Origin of the sequence: Pantoea sp. OVA07A (assembly GCF_019969975.1) — a bacterium.
Taxonomy (GTDB): domain Bacteria; phylum Pseudomonadota; class Gammaproteobacteria; order Enterobacterales; family Enterobacteriaceae; genus Pantoea; species Pantoea agglomerans.
Genome location: NZ_JAHXYM010000004.1, coordinates 318,954 through 341,207 on the forward strand (window position 1 = coordinate 318,954; position 22,254 = coordinate 341,207).

Here is a 22,254-nt window from a genome sequence, read left to right on the forward strand (position 1 = left end):
CTTATCCTTTTCCACCTGTAATCAGCATATATCGATGAACAACATTGCGGCTAATAATCGAAAGATCATATGCAGTTAACACAGCGCCAATCCATGGCACCCAACGTCCAACATATGCCCCGACACTTGTTGTATATGCCCATTCACCGCGCAGCATTTTTTTCCATGTAATAGTACGACGTTTTTTCTGAAAACGCTGGCGAATAAGCATTCGGCTTGCGAGAGAAAGCGGGCTGGTTCCACGTGTGGTTTTTTGGGCATCCAGCTTACCTCTGACTGGAATCACAGGGAAGCTTGCCAACATTGACGCGACTGCAACCATATCAGCTATTCCATTAAAGTTTTTTTTGAACTCATCAAGTATAAGCCAAAACAGAAGCTCATCACCATCAACACTCATTCCATCAAAGAAGTATCTTCCATTTATTTGCTCTGTCGTATCCATACCGTTTTACCTGACACAAATGAAGATAAATATCTTAATGCCTCTGTTTAGCCCGGTCCATACTGAATCATTTAACTGAGAAAATTAACTGAAACATACAAAAATGCTGTAAGCCATTGTGGAACTATAGTCTCAGCATTCTACATCAGGCTTCTGTAGAGGATAGTTTTGTGTTTAACGTCCGTACGGCCTATACATACTTTTTCTATTACTTAAGCCACGATCTTAACCGAAGCAGTAATTAATCCCGGCAGCGGCTGCGACCTCCGTCACCCGTGCATAATTCGCTAATAAATATCCCGCTCATGATATGCATCAGCCTGGCTTTGATGGTCAGCTTTATAGTTTTATTGCTATCTTTGGCGACTACAAAGAAAGTCACAATCAGTATCACGGCATTTTTGTTTGATAGCTTAAATTACGGATCACACCCCATACCGATCATGCTTTTCCTTTTAGCTTATCCATCAGGTAAGCAACAAAGTAGGCAAGCATGAAGAACCCGAAGAAACCAACAATTTTCCACAGCCAGCCATCAAGTAAGAACAAAGAGAAAAATGCAGCAAATGAGAAAATCCCTGTTGAGATGGCTTCAAAAATATTTGCAGTTTGTATACCAATGAACTTACCGAATTTTAGAAGAAATGATTTTGCAGAGCTCATTTTGCATCCTTTCACATATTAATCAATGTCTCTTGATATGAATCAAATAGGATTTGAGTGGCCACTTTAAGAGGAAATAGACCATAGCCAGATTCATTAGAAAAACATTTGAAGAGTCCATCAGAAATCTACTTTGCATCCGCCTTGATGAGACTTAAACCCTTCAGTCTAACCTTGCACTATGAGAACCTTCAACAATAGCGAAGAAGCAACTCTGACTAACCGCTTAACATCCTCAACTGTAACGTCACGAGTGAATATTTTTTTAGCGATAAATTGGGTCAGTATAAATTGTGAACCCAATCCTTCCCCCAGTCTGCCAGCACCCTATCCCGGTTTACAATCGAGAGCTTGTTTACCTTCAGTATCGAACTTTGGGTAAAAACCGTTAATCACAACAGTAATCAGTTGCCGGATGGGTTCATGTCTGTCTGCAGTGACTTTCATTGATGGGTAATAAAAAATCCGCTGCAATGTTAGTTCCACTCAGCCAGACGTGCGAGCTCGTCATCAGCTGCAATGCTGATATCAACCGCATCCAGCAGCGGTGTGGTGGTCCGGTTTGCTTCATCGGTTACGACGGCCATTCTTTTGAGAGCATGAAGCACTGCATTTTCACCTTCCGGTACCTGGGTTACAGGTTCACCTCTCCTTTCCCTGCTTAACCTCACACTCTCATACCCACTATTTTCCCTGTAAAAGACACCGCTAATCCTCATTCTGATAACCCGACAATACTCCGGAGTCACTTTTTAACCCGGCAGAGGGTGTATCAGATTATTTTCATAAACCCGCTATATTTACGGATATGAACAAATGCAGTCCAGACGGGCCAATTGAAATCTGCACAACGTGTGCGCTGAGGTCAGATTCACAATTATGCAGATTAATTTATTGAACAGAAGAGTATGAATAGATTAGAGGTTTATCATGAAAAGTTCATCAAGTGCTGAACTCTGCTGCCGGGTAATTCGTGGAAGAACCATCATGCCGCTGAAGAAAGTTGCGTTGTATCAGGTCGAATTTGAAAATGGCAGATTTGCTGTGTTACGCATTAATAACCTTCTGACGCTTCAGGAAGGCGATATTATCTCAAGAGTTAATGAAGTGTGGTCTGCAGGACCAGATATTATTCAACTGTCACCATTCGAATTTCTCGACCAGGGTGAATCAAAGCGTTATTTCACCGAGTACGAAAGATAATGCAGAGTTATCAGCACATTGAAATTAATGTTACGAAGATATTGCCTCAATGAGGGATAAGGTTAAACAGTATGACTTGCTGCTGCCTGCTGTTCGCAACATAAAAAGACGACGGACTTTATATAACATACAATGACTTACAGTGAGGGCATAAGACTGCCTGTCCTTTATTCTTTTTAGCTACAGACTGTCTGGAAAACTTTTTACACACCGGACACTGTGTATTGGTTTCGCTGCTGTGTAGCGCGTCGAAGAGAAAGCTCAACCAGGTCATGTCGTTATCCTCTGAAATGTTGCCATCAGCGTAACACAGTGCAGGTAAATTAATTTTTTTATCTGTCGGCTCTGATGTTAAAAAGGGCTAAGGTGAGGAGAAGGCAGCTGTTTATTTTTTTTAACTTTATTTTATCGCCATAAAGGAACGCCAGCCGGTTAATCAGGATAGCTACGAATAACGGAAACAGGACTATAATCAATATCATCTACACCTGTTTATCACCTCCAGCCCTTCTTTTGGCTCCTTTTTTGTCATCCTTTCTTTTTTTCCGGATCCAGCTGCTGCGTAAGCGCAAGGAAATGAGTGTGAAAATAAAACTGACGACGTGGTTCAGCCGGGAAAGTGAATTACCCGATGAGCATTTTCCTTTGTTCCCGACAGAAGGTATTTATCAGGCCCATCGGCCAGATATTTTTTCGGCTGAACAAATGGATAACTACGGCGAAAAATTAGCGAAAACGCATAATCTGTCGGGTGGAAAATGGTCCTACCGACTGTTGCAGCAGCTGGCAGATAATGAATTGTCATTGACGCGCAGCGCAGAGATCCTGAGTGAAGGCGATAAACGCAGCCAGACACCGGCGGCCGTCTGGATACTGGATAATTTTTACATCATTGAAGAGCAGATCCGCCTGGTCCGGCACCTGTTACCGGCAAAATTTGGTAAAGGACTGCCCATGCTGGAGGAGTCGGCTCATTACCTGCGCATCCAGGCTATCGCCGAGGAGATGATTAAGCACAGTGATGGCCGACTGGAAACCAGCGTTCTGCATCCTTTTATCGCTGCTTACCAGCGCGTTACGCCCCTGCTGCTCGGCGAACTGTGGGCCCTGCCTGCCATGTTACGGTTTGCGCTTATCAACAATCTGTCCCGGATTGCGGCTGACGTGGCCAGGGTACATCAGGAACGTAATAAAGCGGAGCAGTGGATCAGCGATATCCTCTCCACTGCCGCCGAAGATGCGTCAAAAGTTATTCTGGTCATCGCTGATATGGCCCGCCAGAACCCACAGGTTTCCGGCGCTTTCGTCGCTGAACTTGAACGGCGATTAAGTGGCCAGAACAATACTCTGGCGTTAACCTGGGTCGAACAACAGCTGGAAAATACCGGCCGGAAAACCTCGGAAGTCATTGAGCAGTTCAACCGACAGCTGGCCCTGAGTCAGCTCTCTGTCAGCAACAGTATTACCGGCCTGCGACAACTCGGCGAAATTGACTGGCAGGCCTTTGTCGAATCCGTCAGCCTGGTTGAGAAAGTCCTGCAGCAGGATCCCACCGGGACATACCCGCTGATGCATTTTGACAGTCGCGATGACTACCGCCACGTGATTGAACGTCTGGCACGGCACAGTCGCTTTGATGAACGTGAAGTCGCCCAGGCTGTGCTGACGCTGGCAAGCCAGCCTGATCTTCCCCTGCGTCAGCAGCATGTCGGCTATTACCTGCTGGATAAAGGATTTCAGCAACTGGAACAGCAGCTTGACGTTAAGGTGACGTGGCTGAACAGGAGCCGGCAGCATCTGAGTCAGACTCCTTTGCTCTCCTGGTTAGGTAGCCTTTTACTGCTGACAACCGCGTTTACCGCCGAGATGCTCTACAGCACCCATCAGGCGGGCATGGCATCTTTACTCTGGTTGCTGGTGCTGCCCGCCATCATTGTCAGCAGCCAGCTAGCCTTGCAGTTGCTGAGCGAGTTAACCACCCGCAGCCGCCATCCGCTTCCCCTGCCCCGACTCGATTATGCTCTGGCGGTACCGGAGCATGACCGCACACTGGTAGTTATCCCCTGTTTACTCAGCAGCAATGAGGGAACAGACGCCCTGTTGCGCTCTCTGGAAATTTGCTATCTCGGTAACGCCTTAGCGAATATCAGTTTTGCGTTACTGACCGACTTTACCGATAGCGCCGAACAGGATCATCATCATGACGCTGCGCTTATCCGTTACGCCGTGCTGAAAACGGAAGCTTTGAATCGGCGCTACAGCGGGGGGAAATCGGCTATTGCGCTTTTCTCCCTGTTACACCGTGACCGAACCCATAATATTTCTCAGGGCGTCTGGATGGGGTATGAACGCAAGCGCGGTAAGATCCATGCCCTGAATCGCTGGCTTCAGGGTGAAGAAAACGCCTTCAGCGTCACGGTAGGTGCCACGCAGACGCAGCTGCACAGCGTTAAATATGTGATTACTCTCGACAGCGACACAATACTGCCGCGTGAGACTGCGCATAAGCTGATTGGCGTCATGGCCCACCCACTCAATGCGCCGGTATTCGACGATGTCAAAAATCGGGTGGTTGAAGGCTATGCCATCCTGCAGCCTCGTCTGGCTGAAGAGATACCGGTTAACGGTCAGAGCCGCTATGCCCGGCTGTGCAGCAGCATTCCGGGGAATGATGCTTACTCCTCACTCTCATCCGATATTTATCAGGATCTGTTTGGTGAAGGCTCATTTGTCGGCAAGGGTATTTACGATGTCGCTGCCTTTAGCCGGGCGATACGCAATACCTGTCCGGAAAATCTGGTGCTGAGCCATGACCTGCTTGAGGGGTGCTATGCCCGCTCCGGTGTGGTCAGTAACGTCGTCCTGTATGAACAATATCCGGATAGTTATCTGAGCGATGTTGCCCGACGATTTCGCTGGGTGCGGGGCGACTGGCAGCTCCTTAACTGGCTACGGTTGCAGGTGCGGCAGGAAGATTGCAGTCGTCAAAAGAACCCGCTCAGTGCGCTTTCCCGCTGGAAATTAACAGACAACCTGCGCCGCAGCCTGGTGGCGCCTGCCCTGCTGATGCTGGTGTTTATGCTGTGTACGATAGTACCGAATCCAATATTCTGGGTCGGGTGCATCATGCTCTTTCTGCTGCTTCCGGGACTGCCAGCGTTGGTAATCGACGGGGTGACGAAAAGTAAAACGCGTGCCTGGCGGCAGCATTTATCCATGCTGGTCACCGATGCCTTTAACCGCCTCTCCCGCGCTGGCCTGGCGCTGGCCATTCTGCCTCACGAGAGTTACTGGTCGCTGAAGGCGATTATCGTGACCTTATGGCGCCTGACTATCAGCCATCGCTTTCTGAACGAGTGGAAAAGCGCTTCATCACAGAAACCTGTCGAGTCTGATGTGCGCCATTTCTACCGCCGCATGTGGATTAATCCGGTAGCAGGCGCGGTTCTGGTATTCCTGACCAGCCTGAGCATGCCGTCGATGACGCATGTCGCACTGGCGCTCGCTTTATTGTGGGCGGTCGCCCCCGCGTTACTGAGCCGCATGAGCCAGCCTAAACGCGCTCAGCCGGGCAGCCTTTCAGCGGAACAGCGCCTCTTTTTGCGTCGCACCGCGCGTAAAACCTGGGCCTGGTTTAACGAATTTGCCAGCAGTGACAACAACCATTTGCCGCCTGACAATCTGCAGGAGATTCCGGAGTCGAGGGTGGCCCACCGGACCTCACCGACCAACATTGGCCTGTCGCTGCTGGCAAACCTGACGGCATGGGATTTTGGTTATATCAGCCAGAATCGGGTCATCAGCCGGACGCTCGACACCCTCGATACCCTTGATCGAATGGAGCATTTCAGAGGACATCTTTATAACTGGTATGACACCCAGACGTTAAAACCGCTGAACCCACGCTACGTCTCAACCGTAGACAGCGGTAATATGGCGGCTCACCTTGTAACCCTTCAGGCTGGCCTGGCGCAGTGGAAATACCAGCCGGTGATGTCTCTCCCCTGTATCCAGGAAGGTCTCTCCGATACCTTCTCACTGCTTAAAGACCAACTGAGCGACACCCGCAGCGACATAGTGGAACAAATCGCAGCTAAGCTAAGCCTGATGCAGCGCGCTTCACCCGCCGATTTTCACGCCGGGATGCAGGCTCTGCTGGCATTAAGCGTATTGGCAGAACAGGCTTATCTTCCGACAACGCGGGTAAACTGGCCGGCGCTTTTCCACCAGCAGCTGGTCGATTTCACTCAGGAGTGGGCCCTCCTTTTCAGCTGGGTTACCCCGGATGCGCCACTGCCTGCCGACATTCCGTCATTGCTGTGGCTCGCTGAGTTGAACCTGAACCGCCCCGGACTCCCGGAAAAACAGGCAGAGACTGCGATATGGGCCGCCCGCGAACGGATGGCTGCCCTGCTGGAGCTGGACAGCCGCCTTAGCGATCACGCCAGTATGGACTTCCGCTTTCTCTATTATCCGGCCACGTCTTTACTCAGCGTGGGCTACAACATGGACAGCGGTCTGCTGGACGCCAGCAAATATGACCTTTTCCCTTCAGAAGTCCGCCTGACGCACTACTTTGCTATCTCCACCAGCCAGCTTCCGGCCAAGAGCTGGTTTGTACTGGGTCGCTTATTTACTCAGCTGAATAACCAGCCCGCCGTGATGTCATGGAGCGGCTCAATGTTTGAATACCTGATGCCGCACCTGGTCATGCCGGTTTACCCCGACACGCTGCTGGAGAAGATGGCGTTATCGGCGGTCAGGCAACAGATTGCCTCGGGTAACAGCACCGATACGCCCTGGGGCGTTTCGGAATCGGGTTACGCTGCGTTTGACGTTAATCATAACTACCAGTATCGGGCATTTGGTACGCCGGAACTGGGTCTGAAACGCGGCCTGAATGACAATCATGTTGTTGCGCCCTATGCGACGCTGCTGGCGCTGATGGTGCTGCCGCAGGAGGCGACAGCTAATCTGATAAGACTTAAAAAAATGGGTGCCAGCGGTGACTACGGTTATTACGAAGCGCTGGATTTCACCGCGGACCGACTGGCTCCCGGTCAGCCATTTTCGATCGTCAAATCGTATATGGCCCATCACCAGGCGATGGGATTGCTAGCACTCTCTCACCAGCTGCTGGATGCGCCCATGGTCGCGCGCTTTATGTCCAGCGCACTGTTTCAGTCTTCGCGTTTGCTGCTTCAGGAAAAAGTGCCTGATGATATTGAGCTCTATACCCCACGCCGCAGTTTTGTCGAAAACAGTGACCCTAAACAGCAGCGCAGCATTCCCGACCAGCGTGAATTCAGTGGTTCAGATCCGCGTCAGCCACAACTTCAGCTGCTTTCCAATGCAGATTATCATCTGATGGTGACGCACGCGGGGACAGGCTACAGCCAGTGGAAGGGGCTGGCACTCACCCGCTGGCGTGCAGATAGCACCAGCAACAACTACGGAACGTTCTGCTACGTTACCGATCAGCAATCCGCCGAAGTGATTGCTCACAGCTATCAGCCGACCTGCTGCGAGCGTCCGCATTATAAAACCCGTTTCAATGATGCCGGGATTGAGTTTGACGCTTCAGGCACCACCTTCAGCATTCACACGCATATCGTGGTCTCCCCGGAAGATGATGTGGAGATCAGACGCATCACGGTCACTAACCGTTCCCGTCAGACCCGCCCGTTTGATATCACCAGCTACACCGAAGTGGTACTGGCACCAGCAGCCAGCGATATGGCCCACCCTGCGTTCAGTAATCTGTTCGTCCAGACTGAGATCGTTGACAGGCTGGAAGCGATTCTGGCTCACCGTCGGCCACGTGAAGAGAAAGAAGTGACGGCATGGATGTTTCACGCGATGGCGATACATGGCAATACCGGCCGCCAGACCTCTTTTGAAACCGACCGGGCTCGTTTTCTCGGGCGCGGCAGGACGCCAGCCGATGCTCAGGCGCTGATGCCGGGCAGTGAATTAACGGGTCAGCAGGGAGCGGTGTTAGATCCCGTGTTATCAATTCGCCAGTCAGTGACGTTAAAAGCGGGAGAGGCCGTCACCATCGATATGCTTTACGGTGTGACACTTCAGCGTGACACCACTATTGCGCTGATTGAAAAGTACCGTAACCACATCAGCGCCGATCGGGTGTTTGAACTGGCGTGGTCCCACAGTCAGGTCGCCTTGCGTCAGTTGAATATCCGCACCGAAGATACCAGCCTGTTTAATCAGCTGGCCAGTGCCGTACTGTTTTCCAGCGCCGAAATGCGTGGCGAATCAGACGCGCTGATGCAGAACCGGCTGGGCCAGGAGTCATTGTGGCGCCATGCGATTTCGGGTGATCTGCCGATTCTTTTGGTTCGGATAGAAAACATTAATCAACTCGACCTGGTCACCACGCTCATTCAGGCGCACCAGTACTGGCGACAAAAAGGACTGACGGTCGATCTGCTCATCCTGAACAGCGACCAGGGCGGCTACCAGCAGAACCTGTTCAATCAGCTCACGACCCTGATCCCTGCCGGAGATGAACGGCAGCAGGCGGACAAACCTGGCGGCATATTTATCCGCAAAAGCGAAAGTTTTTCCGCTGACGATCTGCAACTGTTGCTGAGCGTCGCGGCGGTCGTGCTGGAAGGCCGGAACGGCAGCCTCGCCGATCAGCTCAGCACGCTGTTAAAACCGGTGCGCACCCCGCCGGCTTTTGCGTTTCCATCGGTCAGTAAGACGCCGCCGCCTGCAGCCGTCACCTTTTCGCCGGAGCGGTTGCAGTTTTTTAATGGCACCGGTGGCTTCAACGAGGACGGCAGCGAATATCACATCATTCTTTCCGGCCAGCAGCAGACGCCTGCGCCGTGGTGCAATGTGCTGGCCAACAGCCAGCTTGGTACCGTCATTTCCGAGAGTGGTCAGGGCTATAGCTGGTATGAAAACGCGCATGAATATCGTCTGACGCCCTGGCACAATGACCCCGTCAGTGACAGCTCTGGCGAAGCGCTTTATCTGCGTGATGAAGAGACGGGTGATGTCTGGTCGCCCACGCCGCTTCCGGTTCGCGGCAAGGGGGATTATCTGACCCGTCATGGCTTCGGTTACAGCACGTTTGAACACACGGAGTATGGCATCAGCAGCACGTTAACGGTGTTCGTGGCAGAGGAGGCGCCGGTCAGACTTTCCCTGCTGACGCTGAGTAACCTCTCTGGCAAAACGCGTAATCTGTCGATTACCGGATACGTCGAATGGGTTCTGGGTGAGCTGGCGAGCCGCTCCGCAAGGCATGTGGTGACGTCCCCTGCCGCTATCGCCACAGGCAGCGCGGTTCTGGCCAGAAACTTTTATAACAGCACGGGCTCTGCGCGGACCGCTTTTTTTGCCGTCACAGGTACCCGGATTGCGTATAGCGGCAACCGGCTTGAGTGTCTGGGCCGTAACGGCACCACACGGCAGCCCGCGATGATGAATGTTCGTGGTCTGTCGGGTAACACCGGGGCAGGAATGGATCCCTGCGCCGCGCTGCAGACGCTGACGACACTGATTGACGGCGACAGCCGCAGCTTTGTTTTTGCCCTCGGCGTCGGGGAAGATGAGGGTGCAGTGACCGCGCTGATGCAGCAGTTCCTCTCCACCGGGGAGGCTCAGAACGAGCTGACCAAAGTTAAACAGCACTGGCACCAGCTACTGACTAAAGTGCAAATCCAGACACCGGCAACGGAGGTCGATTTACTGGCAAACGGCTGGCTGCTTTACCAGACGCTGGCCAGCCGTTTGCTGGCGCGCAGCGGATATTACCAATCCGGTGGTGCCTTTGGTTTCCGCGATCAGTTGCAGGATACGCTGGCGCTGACCCACGCTGCCCCGCAGCGGCTGCGCGATCAGCTGTTGCTGTGTGCATCCCGCCAGTTTATCGAGGGAGATGTACAGCACTGGTGGCATCCGCCTGCTGGCCGTGGCGTCAGAACCCGCTGCTCCGACGATTACCTGTGGCTGCCTTATGCGCTTTGCCGCTATGTGCAGGCAACCGATGATATTGCGCTGCTGTCACAGCCCGTCAGCTACCTTGAAGGTCGCCTGCTGGCAGAGGATGAAGAGTCTGTCTATGAGCTTCCGGGCGTCAGTAAGATTAACGAACCGCTATGGCAGCACTGCGTTCGCGCGGTTAACCACGCCCTTAATTTCGGCCAGCACGGCCTCCCGCTGATGGGCTCCGGGGACTGGAACGATGGTATGAGTACCGTCGGGATTGCCGGCAAAGGTGAAAGCGTCTGGCTCGGCTTCTTCCTCTATACGGTTCTGGACCGCTTTGCCGCGCTGGCTGTGCGGTTCGGCGATACCGATACCGCCCGGCACTGTCTGGACAATGCGCAGGCGCTCAAAACCGCGCTTAACCATGCGGCCTGGGATGGCGAATGGTATCTGCGCGGCTTTTTTGACAGTGGCCAGACGCTCGGTTCACATGCTGACAGTGAGTGCCGGATAGACGCCATTGCCCAGAGCTGGTCGGTACTCTCTGGCGCAGGCGAGGACGCCAGATGCCGGTCAGCGATGGAGGCGCTTTATCAGCATCTGGTTGATAAGGATAACCGGCTGATTAAATTGCTCACTCCGCCTTTCGATGGTGCAGGGCCAAATCCGGGCTACATTCGCGGTTATTTACCGGGCGTCAGGGAAAATGGCGGTCAGTACACCCATGGGGCTCTGTGGGCGATTATGGCCTTTGCGGCGATGGGTGAAACAGAGCGCGCCTGGTCCCTGCTCTCTATGATTAATCCGGTTAATCATAGTGGCAATCAACAGGATATGGCGATTTACAAAGCGGAACCTTATGTGATGGCTGCGGATGTGTATGCGGCCGAAGGCCACAGCGGGCGGGGCGGCTGGACCTGGTATACCGGCTCATCAGGCTGGGCCTATCAGCTTATCAGTGAGAGTCTGCTTGGGATAAGCCGGCGCGGCAACGCGCTGTCTGTCCGGCCACAGCTTCCCGCTGACTGGCCAGAGATAAAAATCGTCTACCGTGAGGGAGAAGGGATCTACAACATCCGGATTACTCGCGGTGACAGCACCTATCAGCTGTGGCTGGATGGCAAACGGTGTGACGGCGACGAAATAGCGCTGGAAAGCCATCGCCAGGAACATCAGGTTGAAGTCTGGCTGGGCTCTGCGTCAGATTAAGTTAAACCAGACACCCTCCTGCATCAGGTGAAAGAGGAGATTCAGTGACCTTTGCGAGCGGGCCGTTGAGCTGCCACCCGCGCCACCACGGGCAGCTCAACGGCAGCGTTCTGTTGAATGGCGAGGGTTAATCGCCTGCTCACAATTATCTGTTGCCCTGACCTGTTTTCCCTCGCGAAGCCCATGCTATCTTGTGGTTTTGATTTTTTCAGTGGGCAAAATTGATGACAAAGTTGCGGGTAGGGATCGTGTTTGGTGGGAAATCGGCTGAGCATGAGGTGTCGTTACAGTCGGCCAAAAATATCCTTGAGGCGATCGACAAAACCAGGTTTGACGTGGTGCTGCTGGGCATTGATAAGCAGGGACACTGGCGTCTTAACGATGCTTCAAACTTCTTACTGAACGCTGAAAATCCGGCGTTGATCGCGCTGAATCACGCCGCTGAAGATGTGGCGCTGGTGCCCGGCATGACTCAGCAGCAGATCATCACCCGTCATAACGCCCATCCGCTGTCGCAGATCGACGTTATTTTCCCTATCGTGCACGGTACGCTGGGTGAAGATGGCTCCCTGCAGGGCCTGTTGCGTATGGCCTCGTTACCTTTTGTCGGTTCCGACGTGCTGGGCTCTGCGGTCAGCATGGATAAAGATTTTACCAAACGCCTGCTGCGCGACGCCGGCCTCAACGTCGCGCCGTGGGTGAGCGTCACCCAGGCCCAGCGTGCACAACTGGACGCCAGCGCAGTGATTGCCCGCTTTGGCCTGCCGCTGTTTATCAAACCCGCCAACCAGGGTTCATCGGTGGGCGTCAGCAAAGTGGATAGCATTGAAGAATTTGATGCCGCGCTGGCGCTGGCCTTCTCCTTTGACCGCAAGGTGCTGATTGAGCAGGGTATCAAAGGCCGCGAGATCGAGTGTGCGGTGCTGGGCAACGATGCCCCTGAAGCCAGCCCCTGCGGTGAAGTGGTGGTGCATGACGCCTTCTATTCGTATGACACCAAATATATCTCCGAGAGCGGTGCGCAGACGGTGGTCCCGGCAGCCATTTCACCGGAAACCAGCGATGCAATACGTGAGGTCGCCATCAAAGCCTTTACCGCGCTGGAGTGCTTTGGCATGGCGCGCGTCGATGTATTTTTAACTGCCGATGGCGAAATTATCGTCAACGAAGTGAATACCCTGCCCGGCTTCACCAATATCAGCATGTATCCGAAACTGTGGCAGGCAGCCGGCCTCAGCTATCAGGATCTGATCAGTCGCCTGATCGACCTGGCGATTGAACGCCACCAGCAGGCCAGTACCCTGAAAAGCAGCGTCAGCTGACAGAACCCGGCGGCGTGGCGTTATGCCACGTCGCTGGTGATGGCACGGTAGTTAACCGGCGAGGTCTGATTGCGGCCATTGCGTTTCGACAGATAGAGGTTTTTATCGGCTGCGGAGATCAGCCGGTTGATCACGCGGTGCCACTCCGTCGCCTCACCGGCACTGCCATGCGCCAGCCCCAGACTGACAGTGACCGTGGCCGTACTGCCCTGCAGCCAGAACTTTTCTTTTGCCATCTTCTGCCGGATGCTCTCAGCAAGAAAGTAGAGCTTTTCCGGATTCTGGTCGAACAGCACCACCGCAAACTCTTCGCCGCCAAAACGGCAGATGCGCCCTTCTTTACCCACGACGCGCTGCATACGGCGGGCGATCTCTTCCAGCACGCTGTCACCCGCATCATGACCAAAATTGTCATTAATCGCTTTGAAGTAGTCGACATCCAGCAGGATCACGCCCGCCCGGCGGTCCGGGAAGATCGGCTCAGCACGCAGACTTTCATAGAGGCCGGACCGCGACAGTAGCCGGGTCAGGAAGTCATAGTTGGCGCGCAGCGCCAGACGCTGGTTGAGCTGGCGAATCGCATCCATGCTCACCGCCACAATCAGCGGGCTGATCGCAATGGTCGCCACGCCCAGCCGTGCCGAGGTCAGATGGGTAATCGGCAGCATATTGTCATCGCCCTGGATATTCATCACACCGTGCGAAACCAGAATGATTTCGCTAATGCCGGTGAGCAAAATCACCAGGCTGGTGAGCGGCATCGGCAGCACGATGGCGCACCAGACCAGCGCCGGAACCGGGAACGTCAGGCTGCCTGCGCCGCCCATCATCGCGCCAATCATCAGCGAAAAAATCACGGCGACAACCGGTGCCAGCTTGCGCATCTGCATAAACTGCCGGGGCGACAGCGACGCCCAGTCGCGCGTCAGCAAAAAGGGCAGCAGCATCAGCCCGGTTGAGAACTGTTCGCTGAACCATTCGCCCCAGGCCGTCACCAGCCCGCTGTTAAAATCGGCCTGCTGCGCCAGCGCCCCCCAGCTGGCGCAGGCCAGTCCGGCCAGCAGACAGGCCGGAAAAATGCGCAGCACGCTGGTTATACGCTCGCTGCCGGAGTCGTGCTGAAGATGTTTTACCAGCAGCGTCACCGCCACCAGCACAAACAGAAGATTCGCCATGTTGAGGGTAAAAGCAGAGAGCGCCCAGCCTGAAAAAACGATGTCGTTTAACACCATCGCAGCAAAGGTGGCCAGGTAATAGCGGGTCTGATGCAGAAAAGGATTCCGGACGATCACGCCAGTGACGATCGCGTTGACCGGCCAGAACAGCGACAGCTCCTGTGGAAAGCGCAGGTGTCCGCCGATAAAGCAAAACAGCAACGTGATTAAAAACAGTGAAAATGCGTTCTTCTTAACGTTGTGCTCTTCAAACAGCTGTATGCGCATACATCCGGACCTTGTCACAGAGAGGCTGGCTGTCCACGCCAGCCTGGACAGGCGCGTGGTGTCAGAATGATTAAATCCTGAATATCCTCAATGTCATCCGGCGATAAAACCTCGTTTCATGGGCTAACTCAGAAAAGTTACCGTTTTGAGGCTAAACCCATCAGATGACAGCAAAAACTGGGGCTCTATTATGCATCGCAAATAAAAAAATCGGATATCCGAGATATCCGATTTTTGCTGTTCTGACGACTTTACCGTTGCGCTAAACGCTATTTTACGGCAACCGGCCACTGACTCAGGCGAATGCCGCGTTTGTCGGCGTTATCGCCAAAATCTTTCAGCACCGCTTTGACGTCGGGATCGATATATTCCGCATTGTCGTTATCGACGATGACTACGCTGTTCTCCGGGATCTCATCCAGCAATCCCTGCAGCTTTGGATTGTGCATAAAGGTCAGGTTCTGCTGAAAGCGCAGCACGTAGTGGTCGTCATAGCGGGTGAGCTGCAGCGCGTTGCGATGGCTTTTATAGATGCTATAGAGGATCTGCGTGGCGATGCCGATACCAATCCCGACCAGCATGCCCAGCGTAATAATACCGACGATGGTGGCCAGAAACGGCACGTACTGCTGGGCGCCCATCCGGAACTGCTCAATAAACAGTTTGGGTGTCGCCAGCTTGTAGCCGGTATAGAGCAGCACGGCAGCGAGGCTGGCCAGCGGAATGGCGTTCAGCATCTCACTGAACCACATACCGCAAATCAGTAGCAGCACACCGTGAATGAAGATCGACAGTTTGGTCTGCGCGCCCGCACTGACGTTAACCGAACTGCGCACGATCACCGCCGTGATCGGCATCGCGCCAAGAAAACCGGCCGCCAGGTTACCGATGCCCTGCGCGAACATCTCTTTGTTAGGCGATGGCGCGGGCGTCTGAGGACGCAGTTTTTTCAGCGCCTCCTGACTCAGCAGCGTTTCCAGACTGGCGACCAGGGCTAAGGTTACCGCAACAACCCAGACCTGCGGATTCTGCCAGGCCATCCAGTCGGGCGTTTCCAGCTCTGCTACCAGCGCGGAAATGCTGTCAAAAGCGGGCAACGAAATACGCGCCAGACCGCTGGTCATTTCCGGGAACAGCCGTCCACCCACGACGGTAGCAAGGCAGCCTATCAGCACGGCAATCAGCGGCCCAGGGATCCAGGCCAGCGCTTTGAACCGCTTCACCGGTGCGGTAGTCCAGAGACATAAAATGGCCAGGCCGACACCCGCTACCGCTACCGCGGGCAGCGAGAAGGTCATCTCACCGGTCACCAGTGAAACCAGCTCCGCATCGCCCGCGGCTCCCAGCGCCACCGGGATCTGCTGCATGATCAGCAGCAAACCGATCGCCGCCAGCATCCCTTTGATGACGCTGCCCGGCACCAGCGAAATAAACCGTCCGGCACGCAGCAGGCCAAACAGACATTGCAGTGCTCCGGCGATAATCAGCGCGGTGAGAAAGGCGGAAAAACTGCCCAGAGACGCCATTGAGGCGACGACGATGGTGACAAGGCCTGCCGCCGGGCCGCTGACGGCAAACCGGGACGGACTCAGTGATGTGACCACCAGGCCGCCAATCACACCGGTCAGCAGACCGGCAAACGGCGGTAATCCGCTGGCCTGTGCGATGCCAAGACAGAGCGGTAAGGCGACCAGAAACACCACCAGACCCGCAGGAATATCACGACGCAGGGTATCGAGGTTCATAATGAAGGTTCCTCTGCAGATTGATGAATCAGCTCTTTAAGATGGCCGGAGCGCAGGTCATACACACAACCAAACACCTCCAGTTCCTGGCCCGATTGCCAGATTTGCCGGACCGGTTCAGATTTCACCAGTCTGGCGAATTGCGCCTTAACGTTGGCCTCAACCAGCCGATCGAGCTGTTCACCCGGCTCCGCGTCTGAAGGGGGGCTTTCCGCCAGGCCATGCTGAATGTCATGACGCAACGTCTGAATGCGTCTCGCCAGCGCGCTCTCCTGCCCGTCCAGCACGCTGCCCGGCAGATTCTGCGCAGCTTCCACCCCACCGCAGCCATAGTGGCCGCTTAATACAATGCGTTTTACACCGAGAAAGAAGAGCGCGTATTGCAGCACGCTCAGTAAATTGTCATCGTCCTCAATCACCATGTTGGCGATATTACGATGCACAAAGAGTTCGCCAGGATGGGAGCCGGTTAAGACTTCTGCCGGAACGCGACTATCAGAACAACCTATCCAGAGTGAGTGCGGCTTTTGCTGATGAAGGAATTTTTTAAAGTAGTCTGGATTACGCTGGCGGCGCTGTAATGCCCAACTGCGATTTTTCGCTAATAAGGGTTTAAGTGTCGTCACAATCATCTTCTCTCTACTACCGGGATGTCGCATCCTGGCTAACCACAAAGTGTATCGGCTCACAAATAAAGCGTGAGCCGCCAGGTAAATAAGAACTGAGTCACAGAAAAAGGTTATAGCCGCTAACCATTACCAATGCACGAGCAATATTTCACAGCACTTTAACATCATGCTATTTGTCAATCCGGCGTCAGTAAGAGTCAGGGTTAAGTAAATTTAATTAAGCAGAAGAGAAGTGGAATAATTAGCGGAAATCATTTTAAAACCAACAATATCAATAAATTAAAATATAAAAGATAATAAACTAAAGTTACTGCTGACAAAAAAATACAATCATTGACCAAGGGGATATTCACTGCCATACCAACCGGCCTGCTTTTTACCAGGAATACTCTTAATTAAAAAATTAACCATTAGCACGATCAACCGGCTTAATTGCTGATAGCCAGTCAGATATGCCTGATTTTATATAAGAATGAAGCAAGAGATAATTAATTTAATTTGCAGCAAAATAGTGACGGGAGAAAGTAAATCAGGACCACGTTTTAACAGAGCCTGACCCGGTCAGGCTCTTTTTCTTGACGAATTATTTACCGTTCCAGCTTTGCAGGCGCGATTCCCGCACTGACAGCTGCTGTTCCGGTGTCAGTTTATTGTAGTTTTCCGCCATTCCGCTCTCCCAGTCGCCGTAGAGCGGATTCGGCAGCACGATGAACTGCGTTCCAAACTGCTGATGGTTAAGATTCACAAAATCACGACGCGTCTGATTACCCTGATGCCAGGTCGCGCCACCAAAATCGTTGAGGTTATCGCCAACGTAGAGCACCACGTTATAGCCGGCATTTTTAATGGCATCGAAACGCGCCTGCTTATTGGAGCTGTCAGTATTCAGACGTACCGTTTTATCGCTGACGTTGGGGAAGCCAAGCTGCTGCATGTTAGCGACCGTGGCCGCGTAATCTTTCTGATCGCGGTTCGACACATAGAACAGCGTGCCGCCATTCTGTGTGACATGACGCGCAAACTCTATCGCGCCCGGCACCGCTTTCGCCTGCCGCGCCTGCGTCCAGGCTGACCAGGTTTTGCTGCTGAACGGCTGGCCGTTCTTCGCCTGCCACGCGCTATAGGCGCTGTTATCCAGCATCGTCTCATCCAGATCGACAATCACCGCTTTGGGTTTGCCAGTCAGCGAGGGGGCCTGATCAAACGCCATACGCGCGGTATTAAATGCCTGCCAGGTCAGCGCCTGATATTCACCAGACTGCTGGAACCAGTTTACCGCCAGCACCGATTGCTGGCCGAGTTGCTGCTGCGCGGTCTGATGTGTCGACGAGGCGCAGCCGGTAAGCAGCAGCGCGACCAGTCCGGATGCAGCCAGTTTTGCGGAGGTTTTCATCATTTCATCCTTAAGGTGAGAAAGGTCTGAGGAGAAGCTTCAAAAATGTAGCAGTTAACGTAAGCTGTGGGCAGCCCAACGCACGCTGTTATAACAGGAGATTCCTATGGCCGTGATCCCGCGCTCGCCATTGCTCGATTCGCTGGAGTGGCTCGAATATGCGTTTCAGCCAGCCGGAGAGCCACCACCCGCTGATGCCGCCTATGGACATCAGCGCCACAGCGCGACCGTGGTCACCGATATCGAGAACATCCCACCCAAAAGCTGCGAGTCTGATGGCGTGATTGGCAGCGGGACGCGCCCGGTGGCGGTCTACACCGCCGACTGCCTGCCAGTGCTGTTCGCCGATCGCCAGCAGCGGATCGTGGCCGCGGTTCATGCCGGACTCAAAGGTACGCTGGCGGGTGTGCTGACCCGCGCGGTTGAAAAACTGTGCGAGCAGGGCTGTGAGCCGCAGAACCTGATGGTGGCGATCGGTCCGGCGATGGGCCCCTGCTGTTATGAACTGGCCGAACCGCAGCTGGCGGAGATTGCGCAGAACCCGGCATTGGCCAGCGGGCTGCGCTGGCACCAGAACCAGCCGGTTAATCCTCTGGCGCAACGTCCACAGGCCGCTGCCCGCCAGCAGGGTGTCTGGTTCGATCTGCCTGCGCTGGCGACGCAGTTGCTGATAAACGCGGGTGTGCCGGCTTCGCAGATCGATAACGTCAATGTCTGCACCTACTGTATGGCCGAAAGCGGTTCAAGCTACCGCTTTAATACCCACCACGGCAGCGGCTATCACTCCCGCTATTCGTGGATCCGTCGACGTTAATGGGTTTTCTGGCACCGCGCTGACAGCATGTAGTGGAATCTGAACTGCGACGGGCGCTGACGCCTGTCGCAAAGCTACGCGGGCCACGGATGGCGGTCTTAACCTCTTTGCGCAAGGCACGGGCTACCTCCGCCCACTCTTTGTTACTCACCTCACTCCCCTGCCGTTGTTTATGATTTCACTCACACCCTGACATTCTTTCACTTTTTTTTAACGCAGAAGTGGCTAGAGTGAACTCATCCGACCACTTTACCGTGAGTGACTATCATGTCCGTCAATCCTGACTATCCTGCGCTGTTTACGCCGCTGGACCTTGGCTTTACCCGACTGAAAAACCGCTTTCTGATGGGGTCAATGCACACCGGACTGGAAGAACACCCGGATGGCGCAGCCCGGCTGGCGGCTTTCTACGGCGAGCGGGCGCGTGAAGGTGTCGCGCTGATCGTCACCGGCGGCATCGCCCCCAATGCCCAGGGTGTCACCACCGCGCATGGCGCGATGCTCACCGACGAGACGCAATGTGACTGGCACCGGCAGATCACGGAGGCAGTACATCAGCATCAGGGCAAAATCGCCCTGCAGATCCTGCATACCGGTCGTTACAGCTATCAGCCCGATCTGGTTGCGCCCTCAGCACGCCAGGCGCCGATTAATCCGTTTACGCCACAGGCGATGAGCGAGGCGGCGATTGAACAGACCATTGATGACTTTGCCCGCTGCGCCCGACTGGCACAGCAGGCGGGCTACGATGGCGTGGAGATCATGGGTTCCGAAGGCTACCTGATTAATCAGTTTCTGGTAAAGCACACCAATCAGCGCACCGACCGCTGGGGTGGCGACTTCCGGCAGCGGATGCAGTTCGCTCTGGCGATTACCCGAGCCGTTCGCGCCGCGACCGGCGACGCCTTTATCATCATCTTCCGGTTGTCGATGCTCGACCTGATCGAAGAGGGCAGCACGCTGGAGGAGACGCTGTTGCTGGCGGGCGAGCTGGAGCAGTGCGGCGTCACGCTGTTCAATACCGGTATTGGCTGGCATGAGGCGCGCATCCCGACCATCGCCACCTGCGTGCCGCGTGCGGCCTTTGCGTGGGTGACGCAACGCCTGCGTGAACAGGTGAAGGTGCCGGTCATCGCTACCAATCGCATCAACCATCCCGCCGTCGCCGAGCAGCTGTTGCAGTCCGGCTGCGCCGATATGGTGTCGATGGCGCGCCCTTTTCTCGCCGATCCCGCCTTTGTCACTAAAGCCCAGCGCGGTGAACCGGACAGCATCAACACCTGCATTGCCTGTAATCAGGCCTGCCTCGATCAGGTGTTCGCCGGTAAAATCACCTCCTGCCTGGTCAATCCGCGCGCCTGCCATGAGTCGCTGATGCCGGTCATCGCCAGCACCGCCCCGCGCAGGCTGGCCGTAGTGGGTGCCGGTCCGGCCGGCATGGCGTTTGCGCTACAGGCGGCGCAGCGCGGCCATCAGGTAACCCTCTATGAGGCCGCGCCGGAGATAGGCGGCCAGTTCAATCTTGCACGGCTGATCCCTGGCAAATCAGAGTTCAGCGAAACGCTGCGCTATTTCCGGCATGAGCTGGCGGCCGCAGGCGTGACGGTTCAGACAGGCAGTCGGGTGACGGCGGATCAGTTGAGTGACGCCGATGAAGTGGTGCTGGCGACCGGCATTCAGCCGCGTACGCCCGATATTCCGGGCATCGACCACCCCAGCGTGCTGAGCTATCTGGAGGTGCTGCGCGATAAGCGCCCGGTGGGGAAACGGGTAGCGATTATCGGCGCCGGCGGTATTGGCTTTGATGTGGCGGAGTATCTGTCACAGCCATCCCATGACGAGGATCTGGCGGCGTTTTATGCCGAATGGGGCATCGACCACAGCCTGACGCAGCGTGGCGGCGTGATGAAACCCGAGCCCCCTGCCGCGCTACGGCAAATCTGGCTGCTGCAACGCCGATCGGGAAAACCGGGTGCCGGGCTGGCAAAAACCACCGGCTGGATCCATCGCGCCAGTCTGCAGGCGCAGGGCGTAGAAATGTGGGGCAGCGTTGAGTATCTGGCGATTGATGACAGCGGCCTGCATCTGCGGCGCAACGGCGAAACGCTGTTGCTGGAGGTCGATAATGTGATTATCTGTGCCGGACAGGAGCCGCAGCGCGAACTGGAAGCCGCGCTGCGTGCAAAAGGACAGAGGGTGACAGTCATCGGCGGTGCGGATGTGGCGCAGGAGCTGGATGCGCGCCGTGCGATTGCGCAGGCGACGCAGCTGGCATTAACCGTCTGACTAGCGCATTTTCACCGCGCGCAGCACCACGAACTTCTGGTTAGAGGCGATCAGCGTACAGTTACCAAACAGCTTCTTCAGCTTGTGGTGATAATCGAGGTGGCGGTTGCCGACAATGCGCAACTCGCCGCCATACTGAAGGCAGCGTTTGGCATCGCGGAACATCTGCCATGCCAGGTGATCGGTCACCGCGTGCTGCTGGTGGAACGGCGGGTTGCACAGCACCGCGTGCAGCCGATCTGACGGATAGCCGCTCAGCACGTTGTTCACCAGGAACTGACAGCGTGACAGATCCTCAGGACGGTTCACTTCCACGTTAAGCTTGCTGGAAGCGACCGCCATGTAAGACTCATCAAGGAAATGCACTTCGGCCTGCGGGTTCTGCTCCAGCGCCACCAGCCCCACCACGCCGTTACCACAGCCGAGATCGACAATCTCGCCCTCAATGTTTTCCGGCAGATGCTGCACAAAGAGCCGTGCGCCGATATCCAGCGAAGCGCGTGAAAAGACGTTGGCGTAGTTGTGAATCTGATAAGGGGTACCATCCAGCGGCCAGACCAGCGTCGGCGTGGCCTCACGCAGTTCAGGCTTGCTGAACTGGCTGTAGATCAGACGCGCTTTTTTCCACGCCAGTGAGGTTTTGGTTTCACCAATGATCTGTTCGAACAGCTGCAGGGTAGAGTTATGGATCTCTTTGGCGCGCGCCGCTGCCAGAATCACCGTATCAGGCGTGACGACTTCGCGAATGGCGCGCAGCTGGTGCTCCAGCAGCGCCAGGGTTTTAGGCACCTTGATCAGCACAGCCGCAGGTGAAGCAGGCAGGTCAGCCAGGCTATCAACAAAGTGAACGTCGCTGTCATCCAGCCCATTAAAGGTCAGGTTCTGACGGGCGGCCTGCTGGCTCAGCCAGGAGTCGCTGATGTGCCAGACGGTACGCGAATTCAGGGCGCAGGTTAAGGCCCCGAAACTGTCGTTGAAGACCAGCACCGGCCCCTCTGGCAGCGCCTGCTGTAACAGATATTCATCAGCCGCATCCCAGGCTTGTAATGGACTTTCGTCACGCATCTGCGGGAAGCGATGCAGGATCAGTGTGCGATCGTTCAGTTCAAGTTGGCTCATGAATTCTCCGGCGTGGTACACTTTG

14 protein-coding genes are annotated in these 22,254 nt (G+C 54.8%); 5 read left to right on the forward strand and 9 right to left on the reverse strand.

Annotated features, from left to right (window positions below; genetic code table 11):
• Position 1: 1 nt before the first annotated feature.
• The 3 genes from LC417_RS15245 to LC417_RS15255 form a co-directional block, all read right to left on the reverse strand.
• Positions 2-445, reverse strand: a complete 444-nt coding sequence (locus tag LC417_RS15245) for an STM2901 family protein (protein WP_187491949.1) — start codon at positions 443-445, stop codon at positions 2-4.
• A 441-nt stretch (positions 446-886) separates the two neighbouring features.
• Entirely contained in the window at positions 887-1,108 is a 222-nt protein-coding gene (locus tag LC417_RS15250; protein ID WP_223566102.1) for a hypothetical protein, read from the reverse strand.
• Positions 1,109-1,584: 476 nt separating this feature from the next.
• Positions 1,585-1,827 (reverse strand): tail fiber assembly protein, encoded by a 243-nt coding sequence (locus tag LC417_RS15255; protein ID WP_223566103.1) that lies wholly within the window; start codon positions 1,825-1,827, stop codon positions 1,585-1,587.
• A gap of 211 nt (positions 1,828-2,038) precedes the next feature.
• Here LC417_RS15255 and LC417_RS15260 point away from each other — a divergent pair, with 211 nt between their 5' ends.
• Positions 2,039-2,311, forward strand: coding sequence for a hypothetical protein (locus LC417_RS15260; RefSeq protein ID WP_223566104.1), 273 nt, complete (start codon positions 2,039-2,041; stop codon positions 2,309-2,311).
• Between the two features lie 118 nt (positions 2,312-2,429).
• On the opposite strand, the gene LC417_RS15265 is transcribed toward LC417_RS15260, so the two are convergent.
• Entirely contained in the window at positions 2,430-2,585 is a 156-nt protein-coding gene (locus LC417_RS15265) for a YnfU family zinc-binding protein (protein ID WP_216844881.1), read from the reverse strand.
• Positions 2,586-2,893: 308 nt separating this feature from the next.
• Between LC417_RS15265 and LC417_RS15270 the strand changes: the two genes are divergently transcribed.
• Both LC417_RS15270 and ddlA read left to right on the forward strand, forming a co-directional pair.
• A complete protein-coding gene (locus tag LC417_RS15270; protein ID WP_374197800.1) occupies positions 2,894-11,479 on the forward strand; it encodes a GH36-type glycosyl hydrolase domain-containing protein in 8,586 nt (2,861 codons plus the stop codon).
• 224 nt (positions 11,480-11,703) lie between these two features.
• On the forward strand, positions 11,704-12,801 hold the full coding sequence (gene ddlA, locus LC417_RS15275; protein WP_223566106.1) for a D-alanine--D-alanine ligase: 1,098 nt from the start codon (positions 11,704-11,706) through the stop codon (positions 12,799-12,801).
• A 20-nt stretch (positions 12,802-12,821) separates the two neighbouring features.
• Here ddlA and LC417_RS15280 read toward each other — a convergent pair whose 3' ends face one another.
• The 4 genes from LC417_RS15280 to LC417_RS15295 all read right to left on the reverse strand — a co-directional run bounded on the left by LC417_RS15280 (position 12,822) and on the right by LC417_RS15295 (position 18,010).
• Positions 12,822-14,243 carry a GGDEF domain-containing protein gene (locus LC417_RS15280; RefSeq protein WP_010256586.1) on the reverse strand — a complete coding sequence of 474 codons (1,422 nt, stop codon included), beginning with the start codon at positions 14,241-14,243 and terminating at the stop codon, positions 12,822-12,824.
• A 269-nt stretch (positions 14,244-14,512) separates the two neighbouring features.
• Positions 14,513-15,988: a SulP family inorganic anion transporter gene (locus tag LC417_RS15285; protein WP_223566107.1), complete on the reverse strand. Its 1,476-nt coding sequence runs from the start codon at positions 15,986-15,988 to the stop codon at positions 14,513-14,515.
• On the reverse strand, positions 15,985-16,620 hold the full coding sequence (locus tag LC417_RS15290; RefSeq protein ID WP_029519418.1) for a carbonic anhydrase: 636 nt from the start codon (positions 16,618-16,620) through the stop codon (positions 15,985-15,987). The genes LC417_RS15285 and LC417_RS15290 overlap by 4 nt, the downstream gene beginning before the upstream one ends.
• 580 nt (positions 16,621-17,200) lie before the next feature.
• Positions 17,201-18,010 (reverse strand): 5'-nucleotidase, lipoprotein e(P4) family, encoded by an 810-nt coding sequence (locus tag LC417_RS15295; RefSeq protein WP_010699771.1) that lies wholly within the window; start codon positions 18,008-18,010, stop codon positions 17,201-17,203.
• A gap of 106 nt (positions 18,011-18,116) precedes the next feature.
• Here LC417_RS15295 and LC417_RS15300 point away from each other — a divergent pair, with 106 nt between their 5' ends.
• Together LC417_RS15300 and LC417_RS15305 are read left to right on the forward strand one after the other, a co-directional pair.
• Positions 18,117-18,824: a polyphenol oxidase family protein gene (locus LC417_RS15300; RefSeq protein ID WP_033780657.1), complete on the forward strand. Its 708-nt coding sequence runs from the start codon at positions 18,117-18,119 to the stop codon at positions 18,822-18,824.
• 267 nt (positions 18,825-19,091) lie between these two features.
• A complete protein-coding gene (locus tag LC417_RS15305; RefSeq protein WP_033772681.1) occupies positions 19,092-21,110 on the forward strand; it encodes an NADPH-dependent 2,4-dienoyl-CoA reductase in 2,019 nt (672 codons plus the stop codon).
• On the opposite strand, the gene rlmG is transcribed toward LC417_RS15305, so the two are convergent.
• Positions 21,111-22,229, reverse strand: coding sequence for a 23S rRNA (guanine(1835)-N(2))-methyltransferase RlmG (gene rlmG / locus LC417_RS15310; RefSeq protein ID WP_223566108.1), 1,119 nt, complete (start codon positions 22,227-22,229; stop codon positions 21,111-21,113).
• Positions 22,230-22,254 lie beyond the last annotated feature (25 nt).

What these genes read in the sequence shown, in the direction of transcription:
- LC417_RS15260 (WP_223566104.1), top strand. Translation starts at nt 2,039, where the DNA reads ATGAAAAGTTCATCAAGTGCTGAACTCTGCTGCCGGGTAATTCGTGGA.
- LC417_RS15280 (WP_010256586.1), bottom strand. Translation starts at nt 14,243, where the DNA reads ATGCGCATACAGCTGTTTGAAGAGCACAACGTTAAGAAGAACGCATTT.
- LC417_RS15305 (WP_033772681.1), top strand. Translation starts at nt 19,092, where the DNA reads ATGTCCGTCAATCCTGACTATCCTGCGCTGTTTACGCCGCTGGACCTT.
- LC417_RS15290 (WP_029519418.1), bottom strand. Translation starts at nt 16,620, where the DNA reads ATGATTGTGACGACACTTAAACCCTTATTAGCGAAAAATCGCAGTTGG.
- LC417_RS15300 (WP_033780657.1), top strand. Translation starts at nt 18,117, where the DNA reads ATGGCCGTGATCCCGCGCTCGCCATTGCTCGATTCGCTGGAGTGGCTC.
- LC417_RS15295 (WP_010699771.1), bottom strand. Translation starts at nt 18,010, where the DNA reads ATGAAAACCTCCGCAAAACTGGCTGCATCCGGACTGGTCGCGCTGCTG.
- LC417_RS15285 (WP_223566107.1), bottom strand. Translation starts at nt 15,988, where the DNA reads ATGAACCTCGATACCCTGCGTCGTGATATTCCTGCGGGTCTGGTGGTG.
- LC417_RS15245 (WP_187491949.1), bottom strand. Translation starts at nt 445, where the DNA reads ATGGATACGACAGAGCAAATAAATGGAAGATACTTCTTTGATGGAATG.
- rlmG (WP_223566108.1), bottom strand. Translation starts at nt 22,229, where the DNA reads ATGAGCCAACTTGAACTGAACGATCGCACACTGATCCTGCATCGCTTC.
- LC417_RS15250 (WP_223566102.1), bottom strand. Translation starts at nt 1,108, where the DNA reads ATGAGCTCTGCAAAATCATTTCTTCTAAAATTCGGTAAGTTCATTGGT.
- ddlA (WP_223566106.1), top strand. Translation starts at nt 11,704, where the DNA reads ATGACAAAGTTGCGGGTAGGGATCGTGTTTGGTGGGAAATCGGCTGAG.
- LC417_RS15255 (WP_223566103.1), bottom strand. Translation starts at nt 1,827, where the DNA reads ATGAGGATTAGCGGTGTCTTTTACAGGGAAAATAGTGGGTATGAGAGT.
- LC417_RS15265 (WP_216844881.1), bottom strand. Translation starts at nt 2,585, where the DNA reads ATGACCTGGTTGAGCTTTCTCTTCGACGCGCTACACAGCAGCGAAACC.